Origin of the sequence: Pseudomonas sp. SWI44, from assembly GCF_002947915.1 — a bacterium.
Taxonomy (GTDB): domain Bacteria; phylum Pseudomonadota; class Gammaproteobacteria; order Pseudomonadales; family Pseudomonadaceae; genus Aquipseudomonas; species Aquipseudomonas taiwanensis.
In genome coordinates this window covers 5,898,166-5,919,083 of the sequence record NZ_CP026674.1, presented here as the reverse complement: position 1 = coordinate 5,919,083, position 20,918 = coordinate 5,898,166, and the positions used below count along the sequence as shown (strand labels likewise).

The following is a 20,918-nucleotide window of genomic DNA, read 5'->3' as shown; positions in this document are numbered from 1 at the left end:
GTGGCTTTGCCTTGTGTTTCAACGTGGCCAATGCGCTGTTCGGCGGCACGGCTCCGTTCATCGCCACCTGGTTGATTCAACTGACGGGCAACAAGCTGGCCCCAGCGGGGTATCTGCTGGCTGCAGCGCTGGTGGCGTTGGTGGCGATGCTGATGTGCCGGGAAACGGCGCATGCGGCCTTGAAGGACTGAGCCGTCGATACGCGCCTGATGGGCGGCGAGCCGGTTACTACGCAGCGCAAGCCGAACCCGCCAGGCGCCGGCTTGCCGGCGATCAGGCTGTCAGTGCAACGAAGCCTGTCGCCGTTCGCCCAACGGCGACAAGCCAAAGAACCGGCTATAGCTCTTGGAAAAATGCGCCGGCGAGCTGAACCCGCAGGCCAACGCCACTTCCCGCACCTGCACATTGCTGCGCAGCAGCAACTCCCGCGCCCGCGACAGGCGCAATTCCAGGTAGTACTGGCTAGGCGTGCGCTGCAGGTACTTGTGGAACAAACGCTCAAGCTGGCGGACGGTCACCTCGTTGAGGCTGGCCAGTTCCTCCAGGCCCAGCGGCTCCTCAAGATTCGCCTCCATGATCGCCACCACCTGGCTGAGCTTGGGCTGTGCGCTGCCCAGCAGAGTGCGCAAGGGCACCCGCTGACGTTCCCGCTCACCGCGTACCCGGTCGCACAGCAGCAGCTCGGCGGCCTTGGCGGCGATGTCCTGCCCACCGGCTTCACGGGCCACCAGCTGCAGCATCATGTCCATGGCGGCCACACCGCCGGAGCAGGTATAGCGGTCGCGGTCGAGCTCGAACAGCTGGCTGGAGATGACGATGCCGGGGAAACTGCTCCTGCAGGGTCTGTAGGTCTTCCCAGTGGATGGTGCAGCGGTAGCCTTTGAGCAGGTCGGCCCGCGCGAGCAGGTAGCTGCCGGTACAGATACCGCCCAGCGGCAGCCGTTGTCGCGCCAGTTGACGCAGCCAGTCGATGAGTGGTCGATTGCTCTCGCGCCCTCGATCGATGGGGTTGGCGCCCACCACGAACAGGGCATCCAGCGCCGGGCTGTTGGCGATGCTATGGTCAGGCAAGACGCGCATGCCATTGCTGGCCATGACCGGGGCATCGCTGGCTGCGATCAGGACGGTGCGGAACAAGGTGCGGCGGGCTGCCAAGTTGGCCATGCGCAAGGTCTCCACCGCCGAGGCCAGGCCGATGGTGGTGAAGTTCGGCAAGACCAGGAATCCGAACGTTCTGGTCGTGGACGGCGTACCAATCGTTGAAGCGGGGTGGACCATTGCGATCTTCCTGTGCAAGCTGAGGCGTAATTCGTCAGGGGCAGTGAAAAATTGAAGCCTCATGTGTTTCTTGTAGTTATGGGTCGTTGCCGGGTCGATCTTACACCCCGCGTACAGCGACCAGGAATGGACCTGATTGCACAGAAAAGGTGAACGTTGGTGAAACCCGATTCCATGCTGGCTGCGCTGCCAGGTGTCTTCATGCCCGCCGAGTCGATCCAGGTACTGCCCGATGCCGCAGCCTATCGGGCCTGCCTGCTGGAGCGCATCAAGGCGGCCACCCGGCGCATCGTCATCGTCGCGTTGTACCTGCAGGAGGACGAGGCCGGCCAGGAGGTACTCGACGCGCTGTACCAGGCCAAAGCCGCGCGGCCGGGGCTTGAGATCGTCATCGTGGTCGACTGGTTCCGGGCCCGGCGCGGCCTCCTGGGGGCAGGGCGCCAGCCGGGCAATGCCGCGTGGTACCAGGCCCAGCGCCAGTTGCGCGGGTTGGATGTGGTGATTCACGGCGTCCCGGTGCAAACCCGCGAGCTGTTCGGCGTGTTGCACCTGAAAGGCAGCGTCATCGACGATTGCGTGATCTATACCGGCGCCAGCTTGAATAACGTCTATCTGCATCGATTCGACCGCTATCGCCTGGACCGCTACCATCTGTTTAACTCGCCGGCGTTGGCCGATGCCGTGGTCGATCTGGTTCGACGCCTGCTGCATCATACCGCCACGCCGCGCCTGGACCTGCCGGCTCCGCCAGTGAACCGTGGCCTGCGCGCCGATATCCGGCGCCTGCGGGCTCGCTTGCGGCGCATGGCCTATGAAGTGCCAGCAGCGCAGCAGGGGGAGGGTGTGCGGGTGATTCCGCTGCTCGGCGTTGGGCGTGGCAACCTGCTCAACCGAACACTTTGCACGCTGTTGGCCACCGCCCGATCACAGATCATCATCAGCACGCCGTACTTCAACCCGCCACGGGTACTGATGCGCGAGATCGACCATGCCTTGGAACGCGGCGTGCGCATCGAGCTGATCGTCGGTCACCGAACGGCCAACGACTTCTATATCACGCCCGGTGAGCCGTTCAGTGCCAGCGGTGCCTTGCCCTACCTGTATGAAGACAATCTTCGGACCTTCGCCCGCCGTCGCGATGGCGCCATCGCCAGTGGTCAGCTGGTGGTGCGGGTGTGGAACGATCCAGGGCATACCTTCCATGCCAAAGGGCTGTGGATCGACCAGCGTTATTCACTGCTGACCGGCAACAATCTCAACCCGCGCGGGTTCAACCTGGACCTGGAAAACGGTTTGCTGATCGACGACCCGCAAGGGCACTGGCTGGTACCTCGGGCATCCGAGCTTGAGTCGTTGCGCCACCATGCACCGAAGATTGCCTCGGCAGAAGAACTGGGTATCCAGGCCGAACATCCCAAGGAAGTGCGCAGGTTTTTGCGCAGGCTGCGCTACAGTCGATTGGAGCCTTTGATCAAGCGCGTGTTGTGAGGACGGGCCAGCGTCCAGGTTAACCTGAAGGCGGCATATTCAAATGAATGTGCCCCCTCTGAAAAGCCATGACAAGCGCATACAATCAGCGGCTTTCACGTTAACCAGATAGGCCAATCCGTATCATGGCGCTTGACCCTCCTACGATGCTGACCATTTCGATCGCCCTGGCCGCCGCGGCTGCCTTGTACCTGGCAATCGAGTGGCGTAGCGTTCGCGAACCTTCTTTGCTGTTCTGGAGTGCCGGGTTCGCCACGATCACCGTCGGTTCCACCTTGGCCTTGCTGCGGGGAGTCGGCCTGCTGCTGATCGGGATCTGGTTCGCCAACGGCTTGCTGGTGGTCGCCCACGCGTTCTTCCTGGCCGGGGTAATGCATTTCACCCAGGCGCGGTGGTCCAAAGCATGGCTGCTGATCGTGCTGGCGTGGTTCGCCTTGCTGCTGCTCCCCGTGGGGCCGCAGTGGTCAAAGGTCATGCTGATGGTCAACTCGCTGCTGGTGTCGCTGTTGACGCTCTGGGCCAGCTTCCTGCTGCGCCCGCATGGCAAATCATTGAGCGTGGGTGCGGTGCAACTGCGCTATGTGTTGCTCATCCATGGGCTGTTCTACGTCGCCAAGGCGGTCATCGCGATCATGCCGGGCACCTTGATCGACCTGGCCACCTTCGGCGGGCTGATCATCCAGATTTCCCTGGTCGAGGGGGCAATGGCGATCATGCTGATCGCCTTGTCGATGACGGGCACCGTGCGCTACAGGCGCGAAGAACGTATTGCCCGACTGGCCGCGCGCGACCCACTGACGGCCCTGTACAACCGCCGTGCACTGGAAGTGCGTGCAACCCACCTGTTCAAGGATGTCAGCCCGGCGCGACCGGGGGCCTTGCTGCTGATCGATATCGACAATTTCAAGCTGGTCAACGACCTGCATGGTCATGCAGCTGGTGATCGCCTGCTGGTTACCCTGAGCGAAATGATTCGTGCGCTGCTACCAGAGCGTTCGCTGGCCGCCCGGCTGGGGGGCGATGAGTTCGTCATTCTGCTCAGCGATGCCAGTCGTGAGCGCGTGGAGGCGTTGGGTGGTCGATTGCGGGAGCAGTTTCGGGAGGCGGCGGCGCAGAACCTGCCAACACCTGAGGCGGTGACCCTGAGCATCGGTGCCAACCTGTTCGACCAGCCGCCAGTCAGTCTGGCCGCGCTGATCGAACAAGGTGATGTGGCGTTGTATCAGTCCAAGCGGGGTGGGCGTAACAGCATTCGGTTGGTTGACCGCACGGTGTAGCGCCTGCTCGGCTGGTCGCCATCGGCCGTGGGTCAGGCCACTACCTGGTAGCATGGCACGTAGGCCGCGCCGCCGGGCAGTTTCATTCGGTGCTGGTCGACGAACGCCTGCAACAGACGACCCAATGGGTCCATCACGGCGCGGTCGCCGCGAATCTGGTACGGCCCGTGTTCCTCGATCAGGCGAATGCCCTTGTCCTTGACGTTGCCGGCTACGATCCCGGAAAACGCCCGGCGTAGGTTGGCCGCCAGCTCATGGGGCGGCAGCTCCCGGCGCAGGTCCAGATCCGCCATGTTCTGGTGAGTAGGGTCGAATGGACGCTGGAAGCTCTCCTCGATCTTCAGCAACCAGTTGAAGTGGAATGCGTCGTTTCGCTCGCGGCGGAACTGCTTGACCTCCTTGAGGCCCTCGACCATGTGCCGGGCCACCTCGGCCGGGTCGTCGATGATGATCTTGTACAGGCGGTGAGCGGCTTCGCCGAGGGTCGAGCCGACGAACTGGTGCAACTGCTGCAGGTAGGGTTCGGCACTGCGTGGGCCGGTGAGAATGACCGGGAACGGCAGGTCCTTGTTGTCCGGGTGCATGAGGATGCCCAGCAGGTACAGGAACTCTTCTGCAGTACCGGCACCGCCGGGGAAGATGATGATGCCGTGGCCGACACGGACGAAGGCTTCCAGGCGCTTCTCGATGTCCGGCAGGATCACCAATTCGTTGACGATCGGGTTGGGCGCCTCGGCGGCGATGATGCCCGGCTCGGTCAGGCCCAGGTAACGGCTGCCGTGCATGCGCTGCTTGGCGTGGGCAATGGTGGCACCTTTCATCGGGCCTTCATCACACCCGGCCCGCAGCCGGTGCAGACGTCCAGCTTGCGCAGGCCCAGCTCGTGGCCGACCTTCTTGGTGTACTGGTACTCCTCGCTGCTGATCGAGTGACCGCCCCAGCACACGACCATTTTGGGCTCGACGCCCGGACGCAGGGTGCGTGCGTTGCGCAGCAGGTGGAAGACGTAGTCGGTGATGCCTTGGGAGCTTTCCAGATCGATGCGCTGGCTGGCCAGCTCGCTTTCGGTGTAGACGATATCGCGCAGGGCGCAGAACAGCATTTCACGGGTGCTGGCGATCATTTCGCCATCGACGAAGGCATCGGCCGGGGCATTGAGCAGCTCCAGGCGTACGCCGCGGTCTTGCTGGTGAATACGGACCTCGAAGTCTTGGTAGGCCTCAAGTATGGTCTTGGCATTGTCGACATGGGCGCCGGTGTTGAGGATGGCCAGGGCGCACTGGCGGAATAGGGTGTAGAGGCTACCGGTACCGACTTCACTCAGTTGTTGGACTTCACGTTGCGACAGCGTTTCCAGGCTGCCTTTGGGGCTGACGGATGCATTGATGACATTGCGTTGGGGCATCTAAGTCTTTCCTGTGCAGGTAAAACATCCTTCTTTGACACCACCATACCGACAATTTCACCTGGCAACGAGAGGGGTCAATAAAATCTTGACGTGGCATGGCCCTCTTCGCGGGTTTACCCGCGAAGAGGGCCATGCCACGTCAACCGCTCATCCGAACAGCTTTTGCACCCCCAGGGTAATGGCCAGGCCACCCCCGACCAGCCACAGGTTGAGGATCGCGCCGGTGGCCAACGCCCGGGGGCCGGCCTGGCGAATCTGGCTCAAGCGGGTTTCCATGCCCAGAGCGGTCATGGCCATGGTCAGGGCGAAGGTGTCGAGGCTGTTGACCGTCTGGATCAGCCCGCTTGGCAGGACCTGCAGCGAATTCACCAGCACCAGCGCGAGGAAACCGAAGGCGAACCAAGGCATGGCGATGCGCCCGTTGCCGTGCACCTGGCCGGCCTTGCGCGAGCGGCTGATCCACACACCCACTACCAGCAACACGGGGACCAGCAGCATGACCCGGGTCATCTTGACGATGGTAGCGATGTGCGTGGCCTCTGAGCTGATGTTGCTGGCGGCGCCCACCACCTGGGCAACTTCATGGACGGTGCCGCCGAGGAACAGGCCGGCACCGAGGGTGTCGAGCGGGATCCAGCCAGCATTGATCGCCAACGGGTAGAGAAACATCGACAGGGTGCCGAACAACACCACGCTGCCGACGGCCATGGCGCTTTTGTGCGGGGCGCTGCGCAGGGCGGATTCGAACGCCAGTACGGCGGCGGCGCCGCAGATCGCGCTGCCCGCGGCAGTAAGCAGCGCGGTATCGCGGTCCAGCTTGAGCAGTTTCATGCCGCACCAGAGGCCGATCAGCAGGGTGCTGACGACAATCAGCAGCGACACCGTCAACCCCGACCAACCGACCTCGGCGATTTCCTGCAGACTGACCCGTAGACCAAAGAATGCCACGGCAATTCGCAGCAGCTGGCGAGCAGAAAAGTTGATACCTGCCGCCCAACTGTCAGGCACGCCATGGCGCAGCGCGTTGCCATACAGGGCACCTGCGACGATGCCGACGATCAGCGGGCTGATGCCAAGATTGGCGATGGCAGGCAGGCCGGCCAACTGGGTGACCGCAAGCGCGAATAGCGCGACGAACAGAACGCCATTGAGCCGCCCTCGGGTGGCGAGGGTAGGAGCAAAGGCAGGGTGGGACGGAACCGTGGCCATGTGAGTCCTCCGGAAAGGTGTTTCGACATGACCTACGTTAATCTGGTTATAAGCTTATAAAAAATCGTAATTTAGAATGGAAAATATCCGTTTAGCTGATATTTTATTCTCATGACCCCAGAACAACTGATAACGTTCGCCACGGTTGCGGAACACGGCAACATCAGCCATGCGGCCCAGGCGCTGCACCTGTCGCAGCCGGCGGTGTCTGGCCAGCTCAAGTTGCTGCAGGAGGCCTTTGGCGAACCTCTCTATCAGCGCGCCGGCCGGGGTGTGCGGCTGACAGCTGCCGGGGAGCAGTTGCTGGCCCATGCTGAGCGCCTGCGCGAAACGTTTCGTCAGGCCCAGGCATTGCGCGAGGCCATGCGTGGGCTGGAGCGCGGTACCTTGCGCATCGGCGCCAGCACCACGCCTGCCAGCTACCTGCTGCCGTACCTAATTGCCGATTTCCATGCTCGCTACCCGGAGGTGCTGGTGAGCACTTCCAACGGCAACACGGCGGAGATCGTCGCCGCGCTCGACAGCGTCGACATCGCCCTGATCGAAGGGCCGCCGGGACAGGAGCTGCCATTGGGCACGGTGGTGACGGCGTGGCGGGAAGACGAGATCGTCGCCATCGTGCCGCGTGGGCATCCGCTGGCTGGCAGTGACCAGCAAACGCTGGCGGCGCTAGGGGCCTACCCACTGGTGCTGCGCGAGAGCGGCTCGGGTGTGCGACAGATCGTCGAGCGGGCATTTGCCCGCAGCGGCGTGGCGATGCGTGTGGCGCTGGAGATTGCCGGGGTGGAAGGGGTGAAGGAGGCGGTGCGGGCCGGGATGGGGATCGGTTTCGTGTCGGCGATGTCGATCCGTCACGAGGATGGCGCGTTGCACCGGTTGCAGGTTGTGCCGCAGGCGTTGGTGCGGCGGTTTTCCATTCTGGTCCCGCATGCCGCCTCCCCGTCGCGGGCGGCGGCGCGGTTTCTGGAATTATGTATTGGCCTGCAAGCGTCGGGTTGACTGTGTTGGCCGCCAATTACCGGCTTTGTGATCGAAGTTTATTGCCGGGGCGGTATAGCGTCGGGGGGAATTGACGCGTCAGCCAAGTGGCCTGTTAAAACTGCCAGTGTTCAGGCCATGGCTTTCTCTTTAAAGTGGCCCTTCCGTCAGGCGCGGGGTGATTCACGATGGATCGTTGTTTTCGCAGTGCCAGCTGCCACAACCGTCAGTGCCATGACCTGGCCTACACGCCCTATGGTGTGTCCGTCAGTTCCCAATGTTCATCGCGTGTTGGTTTTGCGGGCCAATGGCAGGACACACTCAGTGGCTGTTATCTGCTGGGTATGGGGCGGCGGATGTACGATCCCTCACTGGGTCGTTTTGTCAGCCCCGACGTCTTGAGCCCGTTTGGTAGCGGCGGTGTAAATGCCTATGCCTACTGCGCTGGCGATCCAGTGAATTACGTCGACCCTTCAGGGCTCAGCAGGAGCGGCGTCGGAAGGCAAGCGAATCCTCAAAAGCGCTTGGATATCAGCGTTCTGAAAAGCGCGAATCTTCGACCAAGCTTGTATCCACAGCTCGCGAACTTCAGGCAACAGGCTAAGGGAATGACTGGATGGCCCATGGAAAGGGAAACAGTAGTTGCACGGATATATAAACACGAGGTTCCGCACTACGGTTACAGTAGGTTTGATTTAACGTACAACTTTGCTGCTGATGATTTTTCAGTGAATTTTGTGTATGGGTCACCTATTTTTCATCTGCCGGCTGGTAACTATGAGGTAAAAAAGGATACCTACGTATTGGGTGTTGGAGCGTTTCAGCCCGCACGTGGGCTCAGGAATTATAAATCTCGTGAAGTCAGTAAAGCAGATTTTGGAGGGTTTTCTCTTCCTGCTGTTCAGCACCCTAGAGCGCAACTTGCAGAGTCTGCATGGCCTGAAGTCGCCAAAGCAATTTGGGATGTGCGTCTTCGACGGGAAATTGACCAATTTGACAAGATGCTGCAAAGCTATTCACCACCAGACGCCCCCACGCCACCCCCCAGGCGGCGTTAACCTGGAAAGCGAGTGCGCCTGACACCTGCCGGGACACTCAGCGGCGAACCTTGCACCGCACCGATACACTGGCCGCCGCGCTCGACCATGGCGATGAAGAAGGTTACCCGGGGGATAGCCAGAGGGCACCGCTCAGGCCCAGCACCGGCGGGTTGCGCAAGGTAAGCGCATCGCCCAGGTGTTTATCCGATCGCGACATCGGTTGTGGCCTGGCTGCGCCGTGTCACTCGTCTGCGTAATTCATGATCGACAACAGGCGGATGGGTACTTGCACCAGCTGCTCGGGGCCGTGCGGGGTCTCGCCGTCGAAGGTCAGGCTGTCACCGGCCTGCATGTGATAGAGCTGGTTGCCGTGGCGATACACCAGCTCGCCCTCCAGCAAGTGGAGGAACTCGGTGCCGGGGTGAGCGAAGGTCGGGAATTCTTCACTGGCGTCGTCCATGGTCACCATGTACGCCTCGAAGTTTTTTTTCGGCCCCCTGGCGTGATTGAGCAGATGGTAGGTGTGGCCTTTTTCGGTCCCGCGGCGAACCACCTCCAATCCTTCGCCGGCCTTCACCAGCAAGGCATTGCCGTCGGGCTGGTCATATTGGCTGAACAGCTTTGCCATCGGCATACCCAGCACGTCGCACAGGCGACTGAGCGTGTCGAGGCTGGTGGACACTTGGGCGTTCTCGATCTTGCTCAGCATGCCTTGGCTGATGCCGGCGATGCGCGCCACATCGGCGAGCTTGAGGGACTGGGCCTGGCGCTGGCGCTTGATCTGCAGGCCCAGGTACTGCTCAAGGCGGAGGCGGGGTTCGGTCTCGGTCAACATCACGTTTCCTTTCACGCGTTGCACTGTTTCAGTTCAGGAATAAAGATTTCGCACTGGGAAAGCGCAGGGTGAGGCTGCAGCAGACGCCTCTTTCCTCGGGTGAAAACTAGTTTCCCACATATATAAAAGAAAAACTGCCCCATGGCCGGACTGGCTTCATCGTCGACAAGCCGGCGCCTGCACGGGTAAAGCATTACCCCAAGCGCCGGCTTGCTGGCGACAGGGGCACTCCTGGCAAAAAGTTGGCAAGGCTGTTGCATTCCTGATAGGAAAGTAAATTTCCCGTGCGGAATTACATGCAGGTCCACCATGCCTTGCCCCCTTACCCAGGAGTGTTCAACCCATGTTGCCAGCAGAAACCCAGCGCACCCTCGATCAACACGGCATCAAGTACGTGTTGGCCCAATTCGTCGATATCCATGGCTCGGCGAAAACCAAATCGGTGCCGGTATCGGGCCTGAAGATGGTGGCCGAGGAGGGCGCCGGCTTCGCCGGGTTCGCCATCTGCGGTATGGGCATGGAACCCCATGGTCCGGACTTCATGGCCCGTGGTGATCTGTCCACACTGATCCCGGTGCCTTGGCAGCCCGGCTATGGTCGCGTGGTGTGCGTCGGTCACGTCAATGGCCAACCCTGGCCTTACGACAGCCGCTACGTGCTGCAACAACAGGTACAGCGCCTGGCCGACAAAGGCTGGACCCTGAACACTGGCCTTGAACCGGAGTTCAGCCTGTTTCGTCGGGACGAAAGCGGCAAGCTGCAGTTGGTGGATGCCTCGGACAACCTCGACAAACCTTGCTACGACTACAAAGGCTTGTCGCGTTCGCGGCTGTTCCTCGAGCGCCTGACCGAGGCCCTGCAGCCGGTCGGCTTCGACATCTACCAGATAGACCACGAGGATGCCAACGGCCAGTTCGAGATCAACTACACCTATTCCGATGCCATGGAGTCGGCCGACCGTTTCACGTTCTTCCGCATGGCCGCCGGCGAGATCGCCAACGACCTGGGGATGATCTGCTCGTTCATGCCCAAACCTGACCCCAAGCGTGCGGGCAATGGCATGCACTTTCACCTGTCGCTGGCCAGCAGCACCAACAAGAACCTGTTCCACGATCCCTCCGACAGCAGCGGCATGGGACTGTCCAAGCTGGCCTACCACTTCGCCGCCGGCCTATTGGCCCATGGGCCGGCCCTGTGTGCCTTCGCCGCGCCAACGGTCAACTCGTACAAGCGCCTGGTGGTGGGCCGTTCGCTGTCTGGCGCCACCTGGGCTCCGGCTTTCGTCGCCTACGGCGCCAACAATCGCTCGGCCATGGTGCGCATTCCTTACGGGCGCCTGGAGTTTCGCCTGCCGGACGCGGGCTGCAACCCTTATCTGGTCACCGCCGCGATCATCGCCGCCGGCCTGGATGGTATCGACCGGCAGTTGGAGCCGGGCGAGATGTGCAACGAGAACCTCTACAACCTCAGCCTCGAAGAGATCGCCGACCGCGGCATCAAGACCCTGCCGCAGTCGCTCAAGGAAGCCGCCGACGCCCTGGAGGCCGACCCGCTGTTCCGCGAGGTGTTGGGTGCCGAGATCGTCGACGAGTTCATCAAGCTCAAGCGCATGGAGTGGGTGGAATACAGCCGCCATGTCTCCGACTGGGAAATCCAGCGTTACACCGAGTTCTTCTGACCGCCCCCAATCCCCTGGGCGGCTACAGCGAGCGCGGTCGCCCACTGCCTTGTAAGGAGTATCACCATGTGTGGAATCGTAGGTCTGTACCTGAAAAAGCCCGAGCTGGAGGCCCAACTCGGCAAGCTGTTCGAACCCATGCTGCAAGCCATGACCGATCGCGGCCCCGACAGTGCCGGCTTTGCCATCTATGGCGACGAAGTGGCCGAGGGTTGGGTTAAGTTGACCTTGCAGGCCAGCGACATCGACTACCCCTGGACCGCCCTGATGGGCGAGCTGGAAGGGCGTCTTGGCTGCTCGCTGGACTGGTTCCAGAACGCCAGTGCCGCCGTGTTGAAGGTACACAGCAGCGAGGCCGCCGTGCGCCAGGCACTGGTCGAGCTGGCGCCGAACGTGCGCATCATGAGCGCTGGGCGGAGCATCGAGATTCTCAAGGGCATGGGCCTACCGGCGGAGATTTCCAGCCGTTTCGGCCTGGCCACCATGAAGGGCAGCCACATCATTGGTCATACCCGCATGGCCACCGAAAGCGCGGTGACCATGGAGGGCAGCCACCCGTTTTCCACCGGCGCCGACCTGTGCCTGGTGCACAACGGCTCGCTGTCCAACCACTTCCGTCTGCGCCAGGAGCTCAAGCGCGAAGGCATCAGCTTCGAGACCGACAACGACACCGAGGTGGCTGCCGGCTACCTGACCTGGCGCCTTCGCCAGGGCGACACCCTGGCCCAGGCCCTGGATGGTGCGCTGGAGGACCTGGATGGCTTCTTCACTTTCGCCATCGGCACCCGCAACGGCTTTGCCGTGATTCGCGACCCGATCGCCTGCAAGCCGGCGGTGCTGGCCGAGACCGATGACTACGTGGCCATGGCCTCGGAGTACCAGGCCCTGGCCAGTCTGCCAGGCATCGACAAGGCCAGGGTCTGGGAACCAGCACCCGCCACCCTCTACGTCTGGGAGCGCGAAAGCGCCTGACCCTTTCACCGAACACTGGAGCACTTGCATGAAGACCATCGACCTTTCCAGCGCCTCGGTGCGCGAGCTCAACCAGGCCTTGCACGGCGAGGTGCAAGACCGTGAATGGCGGGTCAGCCACCCGGACGGCAAGCACAACCTGGCTGTAGGCATCAACCAGGCCGTTTCCGTGGACATCGACGGCCATGCCGGCTACTACTGCGCCGGAATGAACCAGAGGGCTAGCGTTACCGTGCACGGCAATGTCGGCGTGGGCGTTGCCGAGAACATGATGTCCGGCTCCGTGCGCGTCAAGGGCAGCGCCTCGCAAGCAGCCGGCGCGACTGCCCATGGCGGCTTGCTGGTGATCGAGGGCGATGCCGGAGCGCGTTGCGGCATTTCCATGAAGGGCGTGGACATCGTCGTCGGCGGCAGCATTGGCCATATGAGCTGCTTCATGGGCCAGGCCGGGCGCCTGGTGGTGTGCGGCGATGCGGGCGATGCACTGGGCGATTCACTGTATGAGGTGCGTATCTACGTCAAAGGCACGGTGCAGTCGCTGGGTTCTGACTGCATCGAAAAGGAAATGCGCGCCGAACACCTGCAAGAGCTGCAAGAGCTGCTGAACAAGGCCGGCCTCGACCACAAGGCCGCCGATTTCAAACGCTACGGCTCGGCTCGCCAGCTGTACAACTTCAAAGTCGACAACGCCAGCGCGTACTGAATCAGGAGCACCATCATGAGCGAGCAACCCACCCCGGTACTGCGTGAGTCGGCCACCTTCGACCGCCTGACCATCCAGGAAATCCAGCGCGCCGCCGAAACCGGCATCTATGACATTCGTGGCGGTGGCACCAAGCGCCGTGTGCCGCATTTCGACGATCTGTTGCTGCTGGGCGCCAGCGTGTCGCGGTACCCGTTGGAAGGCTACCGCGAAAAATGCGGCACGGACGTAGTCCTGGGCACCCGTTTTGCCAAGAAGCCGATACACCTGAAAATCCCGGTGACCATCGCCGGCATGAGCTTCGGCGCGTTGTCAGCCAACGCCAAGGAGGCTCTGGGCCGTGGGGCCACCATCGCCGGTACCAGTACCACCACCGGTGACGGCGGCATGACCACGGAAGAGCGCGGCCAGTCGCAGCATCTTGTCTACCAGTACCTGCCTTCGCGCTATGGCATGAACCCGGATGACCTGCGCAAGGCCGACGCCATCGAGATCGTCCTTGGCCAGGGCGCCAAGCCTGGCGGCGGCGGTATGTTGCTGGGCATGAAAGTGACCGAGCGGGTGGCCGGTATGCGCACCTTGCCGATCGGGGTCGATCAGCGCAGCGCCTGCCGCCACCCGGATTGGACCGGACCGGATGACCTGGCGATCAAGATTGCCGAGCTGCGCGAGATCACCGATTGGGAAAAGCCCATCTACGTCAAGATCGGTGCCAGCCGACCGTACTATGACGTGAAGCTGGCGGTGAAGGCCGGTGCGGACGTGATCGTGCTCGACGGCATGCAGGGCGGTACCGCAGCGACCCAGGAAGTGTTCATTGAGCACGTGGGTATCCCGATCCTGCCAGCCATCCCGCAAGCGGTGCAGGCGCTGCAGGAAATGGGCATGCACCGCCAGGTTCAACTGATTGTCTCCGGAGGCATCCGCAATGGTGCTGACGTGGCCAAAGCCATGGCCTTGGGCGCCGATGCCGTGGCCATCGGGACTGCCGCGCTGATCGCCCTGGGCGACAACCATCCACGGCTGGATGCCGAACTGAAAAAAATCGGCTCGGCTGCCGGCTTCTACGACGACTGGCAGAACGGCCGAGACCCAGCGGGTATCACCACGCAGGACCCGGAGCTGGCCAAGCGCCTGAACCCGGAGGAGGCCGGTCGTCGCCTGGCCAACTACCTGCGGGTCCTGGTGCTCGAAGCCCAGACCATGGCCCGCGCCTGCGGCAAGTCGCACCTGCACAACCTTGACCCTGAGGACCTGGTGGCGCTGACGGTGGAAGCAGCGGCCATGGCGCGGGTGCCGCTGGCGGGTACTGCCTGGGTACCGGGGCAGGCGCAGTACTGATGTTGTTGCACTGACTGCTCTGGTCTCATCGCCGGCTTGCCGGCGATGAGACCGATGCAACGCCTACATCGGCAACAGCCGATCCTGGATCACCTCTTTCATCACCAATGTCGAACTCAACCGTTTCACATTGGGAATGCTGGTCAATTGCTCGTCGTACAGCTTCTGAAACGCCGGCAGGTCCTTGGCCACCACATGCAACAAGTAATCTGGGTCGCCAAACAACCGCTGGGCCTCGACGATCTGCGGAATTTCACCCAGTGCGCCTTCGAAATCGGCCACGGGCTGGCGGGTGACTTCGCGCAAGGTGACGAACACCAATGCCGCGAAATTGAGCCCCAAGGCCGAGGGCGCCAAGCGTGCGTGATAGCCAAGAATCGCGCCGTTCTCCTCCAGCGCCTTCAGCCGCCTGTGGCATGGCGACAGGCTCAGGCCGACGCGGTCGGCGAGCTCTGTGACCGACAGCCGACCGTCTTTTTGCAGTTCGGCAAGTATCTTTCTGTCTGTTCTGTCCATTGGGAAGAATCTTCCACCAAATAACGTTCCGCGGGGAATATACGAAAGAAAATCCCCTGGCGGAACCCGTACGCTGTGTCCATCCCCTACCGCGTGCAAAGGAAGTTTAAAGTGGCTATGAGTGTGCTGATGGCGTTCTGGGCCGTGTCGTTGCTGTTCGTGATTACCCCCGGAGCCGACTGGGCATATGCCATCTCGGCGGGCATGCGTGGGCGCTGGGTGATGCCGGCGGTAGCAGGAATGCTGTCGGGGCATTTCATGGCCACACTGGTGGTGGCGGCGGGTGTTGGTACCGTGCTGGCGGGGCACCCCGTGGCCTTGATGTTGCTGACGCTGGCCGGCTGCATCTACTTGCTGTGGCTGGGCGGCAATCTGTTGCTCAGCCCACCGGTGCCGCAATCGGGGCAAAGCAGTATTGCTGACTCTGGCAAGCGCTGGGCACTGAAGGGCTTTTGCGTGAGCGGCCTGAACCCCAAGGTGTTCCTGTTGTTCCTGGCCTTGCTGCCGCAGTTCACCGACCCGCAATCGAGCTGGCCGGTACCGTTGCAGATTCTGCTGCTGGGCCTGGTGCACCTGTGCAGTTCGCTGGTGGTCTATTCGCTGGTGGGGTACGGCGCCAAGGCGGTGCTGAGCAGCCGTCCGGGCGCGGCCAGGATGGTCGGGCGGGTGTCAGGGGGGGTGATGATCCTGGTCGCAGTGGGGTTGATTGCCGGGCAGTTGGGCAGTTGATCACGCCTTTGTCGGCTCAGCGCATGAAATGCACTTTGCCGGTATCGTCATTACCCATGTAGATCCCATACACCCCCGCCTGCCGTTCAAGGATGTAACGCTCGAGAATCTGTCGGATCGCCGGGTAGTAGATGTCGTCCCAGGGAATCTCGTCAGGCTCGAAGAACTGGTAAGCCATTGTCTCGGGCCCGAACTGGCCGGTCTCTTCGGTGGCGATGGCGCGGAAGATGATGTACACCTCGCTGATCTTCGGCACGCTGAAGATCGAATAAGGCGAGACGATATCGGCGCGCACGCCGCTTTCTTCCCAGACTTCGCGCAGGGCCGCCTGTTCGGTGGTTTCACCGGCCTCCATGAAACCGGCCGGCAAGGTCCAGGTGCCTGGACGGGGAGGGATGGCACGCTGGCACAGCAGGTACTTGCCCTCGCGCTCGATGATGCAGCCGGCGATGATCTTCGGGTTGATGTAGTGGACGTAGCCACAGCCAGGGCAGTGCAGGCGCTCGTGGGTGTCGCCAGTGGGAACGCCCCGGGCCAGTTCCGTGGTGCAGTGCGGGCAGTAGCGCGGGGCGGTGGGCATGGTCAGCGGCCTATGCGAGGTTCCTTGAGGGCCAGGGGCTCGACGATATCGCGCACCTTGGTGTTGTCGTCCTGCTTCTGGCGCAGGTATTCCAGCGCTACCTTGGCGGCGGCGCGAACGTGGTCGACCGAAGCTTGGTGGGCAACCACTGGGTCGCCACTCTTGATCGCCTCGACAATCTTCTCCATCTCACGGTTGCTGGCGCCGCGGCGGTTCTCTTGCGACACCGAAGTGGCGCGCAGGTAGCTGATGCGGGCCTGAAGCTGGCGTAGCTGTTGCGCCGCCACCTGGTTGCCGGAGCCTTCGAGCAGGACGTCGTAGAAGCCTTGTACCGACTCGAGCACTTGCTGCAGTTCGCCTTCTTCGAGGGCTTCGCGGTTGACCTCGAGGGCGCGCTCAAGGGCGCGGATGTCCTTGGCCTTGGCGTTGAGCGTGAACAGCTGCACGATCAGGCCTTCGAGTACACAGCGCAGCTCGTAGATGTCGCGGGCATCTTCCAGGGTGATGATGGCAACGCGTGGGCCCTTGGCGTCGGCGAATTCCACCAGGCCTTCGGATTCCAGGTGACGCAGGGCTTCGCGCACCGAGGTGCGGCTCACGCCAAGGCGGTCGCAGAGGTCGCGCTCTACCAGGCGGTCGCCTGGTAGAAGGTGGAAATTCATGATCGCGCCGCGCAGCTTGTCGAGCACGATTTCACGCAGAGTAACGGGGTTGCGGTTGACCTTGAAGCTGTCGTCGAGTGGCTGGCGTTTCATCAGGTGCGCTCTTTATGAGGCTGTTGCGCCAACATCGCGGAGTGCCTTGAACCTGGCACTCCTTGCAGTGGTTCGAACAGCCCGTTGTTAACGGGTTGACTCCGCATCGGCTTCGGCGAACGCTTCGCGGGCCAGGCGGAAACTGTCCACCGCCGCGGGTACGCCGCAATAAATGCCGACCTGGAGCAGGATCTCGCGAATCTGTTCACGGCTCAGGCCATTGCGCAATGCGCCGCGAATGTGCAGCTTGAGCTCGTGGGGCCGGTTGAGCGCGGAAATCATGGCCAAGTTTATCATGCTGCGCTCTTTGAGCGACAAGCCTTCGCGGCCCCAGACGTGGCCCCAGCAGTACTCGGTGACCAGCTCCTGCAAGGGCTTGGTGAAGTCGTCGGCATTCTGGATCGAACGGTTGACGTACTCCTCGCCCAGCACCTGGGTACGGATCTGCAGGCCCTTGTCGTACTTTTCGTTGCTCATTGCCGTGCTCCGAATGAAAAAGGGGGCCGCAACCGAGGGTGAGAGGGTGGGCGCGGCCCCTGAAAACAGGGGAATGTGTGTGAGCTTCTGCGCGGCTTTACCCGCGAAGAAGCCAACACCGCTTCCTTGGGGGTCTTAACCCAAAGGTGGCAGGGCACCTAGCTTGCCTTTGTGGTAGACCATCGGCGTCACCGGCTCGGCTGGCAGCACCAGGTTCTTCACCGCGCCAACGATGATCGCGTGGTCGCCGCCGTCGTATTCACGCCACAGTTCGCACTCTATGATCGCCGTGGCCTTGCTCAGCAACGGGTTGCCCAGTTCGCTCAGGTGCCATTCGATGCCTTTGGCCTTGTCCTTGCCTTTACCGGCGAAGGCGTAAGCCTCAGCAGTCTGGTCGGCTGACAGCAGGTGAATGGCGAACTGCTTGCTGTCACGCAGGATCGGGTAGGTGTCGGAGGCGTAGTTGGGACAGAACAGCACCAGTGCCGGGTCGATCGACAGCGCGCTGAACGCGCTGGCGGTGATGCCGACGATGGCGCCGTCGGCATCGAGGGTGGTGACCACCGTCACGCCGGACGGGAAGGAGCCCATCACGTCTTTGTAGATGCCAGGTTCGATCATCTCGTGTTACCTCTTAGCGCATCACGAACGGGTCGGGCATCGGCGCGGTGGAGAGATTGATCCACACCGTCTTCAGCTCGGTATAAGCCAGCACCGAGTCGATGCCGCTCTCACGGCCGTAGCCGCTGTTCTTGAAGCCACCGATCGGCGCCATGGCCGACACGGCACGGTAGGTGTTGACCCAGATGATGCCGGAGCGTACGTCACGGGCCAGGCGATGGGCACGGCCCAGGTCACGGGTCCAGATCCCGGCTGCCAGGCCGAACTGGGAGTCGTTGGCGATTGCCAAGGCCTCTTCCTCGGTCTTGAAGCGGATCACCGCCGCGACCGGGCCGAATACCTCTTCCTGCATGATGGTCATCGAGTTGCTGTCGCACTCGAACAGGGTCGGCTCGTAGAACCAGCCGTCCCCCTCGACCTCGGCACGCTTGCCACCCATGTGCAATTTGGCGCCTTCGGCCTTGGCGGCCGCAACCAGGCCTTCGACCACGGCCAGTTGCTGGGCGGTGGCCATCGGGCCCATCTCGCTGGCATCGTCCTGCGGATTACCGATACGAATGCGCTTGGCGCGGGCGATCAGGCGCTCGACGAACTCATCGAAGATCTCATCCTGCACCAGCAAGCGCGAACCTGCCACGCAGCTTTGTCCCGAGGCGGCATAGATGCCGGCTATGGCGCCGTTGATGGCGCTGTCCAAGTCAGCGTCGGCGAAGATGATGTTTGGCGACTTGCCACCCAGCTCCAGGGACAGCTTGGCGAAGTTCTCGGCGCTGCTGCGCACCACATGGCGGGCGGTGGCAGCACCGCCGGTGAAGGCGATCTTGCGCACCAGTGGATGGCGGGTAAGCGCTGCGCCAGTGCTTGGGCCGTAGCCGGTCACCACGTTGACCACGCCAGCCGGGAAGCCGGCTTCTAGGGCCAGGCGGGCCAGCTCCAGAATGGTCGCTGAGGCGTGCTCGGACGGCTTGAGCACGATGGTGTTGCCGGCGGCCAGAGCCGGCGCCAGCTTGATCGCGGTCAGGTACAGTGGGCTGTTCCACGGGATGATCCCGGCCACCACGCCGATCGGCTCGTGCACGGTGTAGGCGAACAGGTCAGGCTTGTCCAGCGGCAGGGTGCCGCCTTCGAGCTTGTCGGCCAGGCCTGCGGTGTAGTGGAAGAACTCCGGCAGGTAGCCGACCTGGCCGCGGGTTTCGCGGATCAGCTTGCCGTTGTCGCGGCTTTCGAGCTGGGCGAGGTGCTCTTTGTTCTGGGCGATCAGATCGCCGAGGCGACGCAGCAGCTTGCCTCGGGCGGTCGCGGTGAGGCTGCGCCAGGCTCTGCTGTCGAAGGCACGCTGGGCGGCCTGCACGGCCAGTTCGACATCGGCCTCACCGGCGTCGGGCAGTTGCGCCCAGGCCTTGGCGGTAGCCGGGTCGAGGCTGTCGAAGGTCTTGCCGCTCTGGGCATCGAGCCATTGGCCGTCGATGCACATCTGGAAACGAACGAGGGTCATGCAACAATCCCCTTGGCGGATTCGGTAAGGGTGCGGGCTTGCGCCAGGAAGTCCAGAAGCATCTTGTTGACTTCCCGCGGCGCTTCCACCGGCATCATATGCCGTTGCTCGGCGAGGACCACGCTTTGCGCACCAGGAATGCGCGCGGCAAGCTGGCGAGTCATGGCCGGAGTGGAGCCTGCGTCGAGTTCACCGGTGGCGATCAGCGTCGGCACCTGGATGCTGCCCAGGTCGTCGGCGCGATACATGTCTTGGGTGGCGAACAGCGCATAAGTGGTGTGATAGCCCTGCGGATCGTTGCTCGCCAGCACCTGGCGGATGGCGGCGACCTGCGCGGGGTTGGCGGCTTTGTATTCGCGGCTGAACCAGCGGTCGAGCGCGGCATCGACGTTGGCGTCCGGGCCTTGTTGCGCAGCCTGGGCGGCACGGGCGATGACGCCGGCGCTCTGCTCGGGGGTGCGGTTGAACACGCTGTTGAGCACCACCAGCGCGGCAAGGCGCTGCGGGTGGTGAAGGGCGAATGCGCGCGCCACCAGGCCACCCATCGAGAAGCCAATCACGGTGGCTTGGGCAATCTGCAGGTGATCGAGCAGTTCGGCCAGTTGGTCGGCGTAGCCTTCCAGGCCCACGTCGGGCGGTGGCAGGGCGCTCTGGCCATGGCCGAGCATGTCATAGGCGATGACCCGATAGTCGTTGGCCAGGCCCACGAACTGCCCGCCCCACATTTCTTTGTTCAGGCCCACGCCGTGGATCAACACCACAGGTTGGCCCTGGCCTTGGACCAGGTAGCTGGTTCCGGCCGGTGTACGTTCAGCGACAGGCTGAATCATGGAGGGCGCTCCTTGAAGGTCGGGCGTGGCGCTTGCACGCAACGCCCCGGCCCGTCTTGGTTGTTGTTATTGAGCGTTGGCTTTTTCGGCAGCCAGTTCTTCCAGGTCGATGTAGCGGTTGCCGATGCGCGGGTGCAGGCGACCGCCGTCGGAGGCGCCCAGGACCACGACGATTTCATCGGCGCGCGGGGCGTCTTCGATCTGCATTTCCAGGGTGATGTAGTGAGAACGCAGGCCTTCGTCGTCCTTCTGCATCATCGGGATCTGAATCGAGGTGCCTGGGCCGCCGCGCTTGTTGGTGAAGCTCAGGTAGCTCTTGGCCTTGACGGCTTCGCGGTAATGGTTGCCGAAGCGCAGGGTGTGGATCACGGCGGAAGCGTGTTCGATTTCGCCATCGGCGCCGACCACGGCGGCCTTGCCGTAGGCTTCGATCTTGTCGGCACCGCCGATGGCGGCGGTCAGGCGCTCGACCATCAGCGCGCCCAGCTCGGAGCAGTTGGCGCGGATTTCCGGCTTCAGATCCTCAACGAAACCGCGACCGGCCCATGGGTTCTTGATCACCACGGCCAGGCCGACCATGGTCACTGGCTTGTCGGTGGCTTTGCCGCCTTCGATGCGGGTCTCTTCGGAGTAGGTGACGATCTTGCGGATTTCGAAACTCATGGGGGGCTCCTGGTGAGGGTTATCAGCTCTTGTTGTCTGATGGTA

Annotated in this window: 20 protein-coding genes and 2 pseudogenes; 10 read left to right on the top strand and 12 right to left on the bottom strand. The window is 62.6% G+C overall.

The features are described 5' to 3' along the window. The first annotated feature begins 11 nt into the window (after nt 1–11). Nucleotides 12–191: a hypothetical protein gene (locus C4Q26_RS27785; RefSeq protein WP_371919573.1), complete on the top strand. Its 180-nt coding sequence runs from the start codon at nt 12–14 to the stop codon at nt 189–191. A 90-nt stretch (nt 192–281) separates the two neighbouring features. Here C4Q26_RS27785 and C4Q26_RS27780 read toward each other — a convergent pair. Continuing rightward, nucleotides 282–1,278: pseudogene (locus C4Q26_RS27780) on the bottom strand (GlxA family transcriptional regulator). Nucleotides 1,279–1,437: 159 nt separating this feature from the next. Here C4Q26_RS27780 and pssA point away from each other — a divergent pair. Both pssA and C4Q26_RS27770 read left to right on the top strand, forming a co-directional pair. Beyond that, on the top strand, nt 1,438–2,766 hold the full coding sequence (gene pssA, locus C4Q26_RS27775) for a CDP-diacylglycerol--serine O-phosphatidyltransferase (protein ID WP_104882534.1): 1,329 nt from the start codon (nt 1,438–1,440) through the stop codon (nt 2,764–2,766). A 125-nt stretch (nt 2,767–2,891) separates the two neighbouring features. Next, nucleotides 2,892–4,043 carry a GGDEF domain-containing protein gene (locus tag C4Q26_RS27770; RefSeq protein WP_081669660.1) on the top strand — a complete coding sequence of 384 codons (1,152 nt, stop codon included), beginning with the start codon at nt 2,892–2,894 and terminating at the stop codon, nt 4,041–4,043. 32 nt (nt 4,044–4,075) lie between these two features. On the opposite strand, the pseudogene ppnN reads toward C4Q26_RS27770, so the two are convergent. Next, nucleotides 4,076–5,448 (bottom strand): annotated as a pseudogene (ppnN, locus tag C4Q26_RS27765) (nucleotide 5'-monophosphate nucleosidase PpnN). 150 nt (nt 5,449–5,598) lie between these two features. Next, on the bottom strand, nt 5,599–6,660 hold the full coding sequence (locus tag C4Q26_RS27760) for a YeiH family protein (RefSeq protein WP_027907192.1): 1,062 nt from the start codon (nt 6,658–6,660) through the stop codon (nt 5,599–5,601). Nucleotides 6,661–6,771: 111 nt separating this feature from the next. Between C4Q26_RS27760 and C4Q26_RS27755 the strand changes: the two genes are divergently transcribed. Together C4Q26_RS27755 and C4Q26_RS27750 are read left to right on the top strand one after the other, a co-directional pair. Continuing rightward, nucleotides 6,772–7,659, top strand: a complete 888-nt coding sequence (locus C4Q26_RS27755; RefSeq protein WP_104882533.1) for a LysR family transcriptional regulator — start codon at nt 6,772–6,774, stop codon at nt 7,657–7,659. A gap of 167 nt (nt 7,660–7,826) precedes the next feature. Then, nucleotides 7,827–8,696, top strand: coding sequence for an RHS repeat-associated core domain-containing protein (locus tag C4Q26_RS27750; protein ID WP_104882532.1), 870 nt, complete (start codon nt 7,827–7,829; stop codon nt 8,694–8,696). A gap of 223 nt (nt 8,697–8,919) precedes the next feature. Here the strand turns inward: C4Q26_RS27750 and C4Q26_RS27745 are convergent, their stop codons facing one another. Continuing rightward, complete coding sequence (locus C4Q26_RS27745; protein WP_023380252.1) at nt 8,920–9,513, bottom strand: cupin domain-containing protein; 594 nt, start codon at nt 9,511–9,513, stop codon at nt 8,920–8,922. A 343-nt stretch (nt 9,514–9,856) separates the two neighbouring features. Between C4Q26_RS27745 and glnT the strand changes: the two genes are divergently transcribed. The 4 genes from glnT to C4Q26_RS27720 all read left to right on the top strand — a co-directional run bounded on the left by glnT (nt 9,857) and on the right by C4Q26_RS27720 (nt 14,207). After that, nucleotides 9,857–11,191, top strand: a complete 1,335-nt coding sequence (glnT, locus tag C4Q26_RS27735; protein WP_023380254.1) for a type III glutamate--ammonia ligase — start codon at nt 9,857–9,859, stop codon at nt 11,189–11,191. Between the two features lie 66 nt (nt 11,192–11,257). Beyond that, the gene (locus tag C4Q26_RS27730; protein WP_023380255.1) at nt 11,258–12,163 is read left to right on the top strand and encodes a glutamine amidotransferase family protein; all 906 of its coding nucleotides are present in this window, start codon (nt 11,258–11,260) and stop codon (nt 12,161–12,163) included. 28 nt (nt 12,164–12,191) lie between these two features. Beyond that, the gene (locus C4Q26_RS27725) at nt 12,192–12,866 is read left to right on the top strand and encodes a glutamate synthase subunit alpha (RefSeq protein ID WP_023380256.1); all 675 of its coding nucleotides are present in this window, start codon (nt 12,192–12,194) and stop codon (nt 12,864–12,866) included. Nucleotides 12,867–12,881: 15 nt separating this feature from the next. After that, complete coding sequence (locus C4Q26_RS27720) at nt 12,882–14,207, top strand: FMN-binding glutamate synthase family protein (protein WP_027907194.1); 1,326 nt, start codon at nt 12,882–12,884, stop codon at nt 14,205–14,207. 63 nt (nt 14,208–14,270) lie between these two features. Here the strand turns inward: C4Q26_RS27720 and C4Q26_RS27715 are convergent, their stop codons facing one another. Beyond that, nucleotides 14,271–14,723: an Lrp/AsnC family transcriptional regulator gene (locus tag C4Q26_RS27715; RefSeq protein WP_023380258.1), complete on the bottom strand. Its 453-nt coding sequence runs from the start codon at nt 14,721–14,723 to the stop codon at nt 14,271–14,273. Nucleotides 14,724–14,834: 111 nt separating this feature from the next. On the opposite strand from C4Q26_RS27715, the gene C4Q26_RS27710 reads away from it, so the two are divergent. After that, nucleotides 14,835–15,452, top strand: coding sequence for a LysE family translocator (locus tag C4Q26_RS27710; RefSeq protein WP_023380259.1), 618 nt, complete (start codon nt 14,835–14,837; stop codon nt 15,450–15,452). Nucleotides 15,453–15,468: 16 nt separating this feature from the next. Here C4Q26_RS27710 and C4Q26_RS27705 read toward each other — a convergent pair whose 3' ends face one another. The 7 genes from C4Q26_RS27705 to C4Q26_RS27675 form a co-directional block, all read right to left on the bottom strand. Then, nucleotides 15,469–16,032 carry an NUDIX hydrolase gene (locus C4Q26_RS27705; RefSeq protein ID WP_027907195.1) on the bottom strand — a complete coding sequence of 188 codons (564 nt, stop codon included), beginning with the start codon at nt 16,030–16,032 and terminating at the stop codon, nt 15,469–15,471. A 2-nt stretch (nt 16,033–16,034) separates the two neighbouring features. Next, complete coding sequence (locus C4Q26_RS27700; protein WP_023380261.1) at nt 16,035–16,787, bottom strand: GntR family transcriptional regulator; 753 nt, start codon at nt 16,785–16,787, stop codon at nt 16,035–16,037. Nucleotides 16,788–16,874: 87 nt separating this feature from the next. After that, entirely contained in the window at nt 16,875–17,264 is a 390-nt protein-coding gene (locus C4Q26_RS27695) for a carboxymuconolactone decarboxylase family protein (protein ID WP_023380262.1), read from the bottom strand. 135 nt (nt 17,265–17,399) lie between these two features. After that, a complete protein-coding gene (locus tag C4Q26_RS27690; RefSeq protein ID WP_104881861.1) occupies nt 17,400–17,885 on the bottom strand; it encodes a flavin reductase family protein in 486 nt (161 codons plus the stop codon). 13 nt (nt 17,886–17,898) lie between these two features. Then, nucleotides 17,899–19,380: an aldehyde dehydrogenase gene (locus C4Q26_RS27685; RefSeq protein ID WP_104882531.1), complete on the bottom strand. Its 1,482-nt coding sequence runs from the start codon at nt 19,378–19,380 to the stop codon at nt 17,899–17,901. Next, nucleotides 19,377–20,210, bottom strand: coding sequence for an alpha/beta fold hydrolase (locus C4Q26_RS27680; protein ID WP_104882530.1), 834 nt, complete (start codon nt 20,208–20,210; stop codon nt 19,377–19,379). Before C4Q26_RS27680 ends, C4Q26_RS27685 begins: the two co-directional genes overlap by 4 nt. Before the next feature lie 66 nt (nt 20,211–20,276). Continuing rightward, nucleotides 20,277–20,873 (bottom strand): amino acid synthesis family protein, encoded by a 597-nt coding sequence (locus C4Q26_RS27675; RefSeq protein ID WP_023380267.1) that lies wholly within the window; start codon nt 20,871–20,873, stop codon nt 20,277–20,279. Between the last annotated feature and the right edge of the window lie 45 nt (nt 20,874–20,918).

Bases quoted from the DNA above. Each gene is read 5' to 3' on its own strand.
- C4Q26_RS27705 (WP_027907195.1), bottom strand. From the start codon at position 16,032: ATGCCCACCGCCCCGCGCTACTGCCCGCACTGCACCACGGAACTGGCC.
- C4Q26_RS27690 (WP_104881861.1), bottom strand. From the start codon at position 17,885: ATGATCGAACCTGGCATCTACAAAGACGTGATGGGCTCCTTCCCGTCC.
- C4Q26_RS27770 (WP_081669660.1), top strand. From the start codon at position 2,892: ATGGCGCTTGACCCTCCTACGATGCTGACCATTTCGATCGCCCTGGCC.
- C4Q26_RS27720 (WP_027907194.1), top strand. From the start codon at position 12,882: ATGAGCGAGCAACCCACCCCGGTACTGCGTGAGTCGGCCACCTTCGAC.
- C4Q26_RS27680 (WP_104882530.1), bottom strand. From the start codon at position 20,210: ATGATTCAGCCTGTCGCTGAACGTACACCGGCCGGAACCAGCTACCTG.
- C4Q26_RS27725 (WP_023380256.1), top strand. From the start codon at position 12,192: ATGAAGACCATCGACCTTTCCAGCGCCTCGGTGCGCGAGCTCAACCAG.
- C4Q26_RS27700 (WP_023380261.1), bottom strand. From the start codon at position 16,787: ATGAAACGCCAGCCACTCGACGACAGCTTCAAGGTCAACCGCAACCCC.
- C4Q26_RS27675 (WP_023380267.1), bottom strand. From the start codon at position 20,873: ATGAGTTTCGAAATCCGCAAGATCGTCACCTACTCCGAAGAGACCCGC.
- C4Q26_RS27750 (WP_104882532.1), top strand. From the start codon at position 7,827: ATGGATCGTTGTTTTCGCAGTGCCAGCTGCCACAACCGTCAGTGCCAT.
- C4Q26_RS27755 (WP_104882533.1), top strand. From the start codon at position 6,772: ATGACCCCAGAACAACTGATAACGTTCGCCACGGTTGCGGAACACGGC.
- C4Q26_RS27685 (WP_104882531.1), bottom strand. From the start codon at position 19,380: ATGACCCTCGTTCGTTTCCAGATGTGCATCGACGGCCAATGGCTCGAT.
- C4Q26_RS27695 (WP_023380262.1), bottom strand. From the start codon at position 17,264: ATGAGCAACGAAAAGTACGACAAGGGCCTGCAGATCCGTACCCAGGTG.
- C4Q26_RS27745 (WP_023380252.1), bottom strand. From the start codon at position 9,513: ATGTTGACCGAGACCGAACCCCGCCTCCGCCTTGAGCAGTACCTGGGC.
- C4Q26_RS27760 (WP_027907192.1), bottom strand. From the start codon at position 6,660: ATGGCCACGGTTCCGTCCCACCCTGCCTTTGCTCCTACCCTCGCCACC.
- C4Q26_RS27730 (WP_023380255.1), top strand. From the start codon at position 11,258: ATGTGTGGAATCGTAGGTCTGTACCTGAAAAAGCCCGAGCTGGAGGCC.
- glnT (WP_023380254.1), top strand. From the start codon at position 9,857: ATGTTGCCAGCAGAAACCCAGCGCACCCTCGATCAACACGGCATCAAG.
- C4Q26_RS27715 (WP_023380258.1), bottom strand. From the start codon at position 14,723: ATGGACAGAACAGACAGAAAGATACTTGCCGAACTGCAAAAAGACGGT.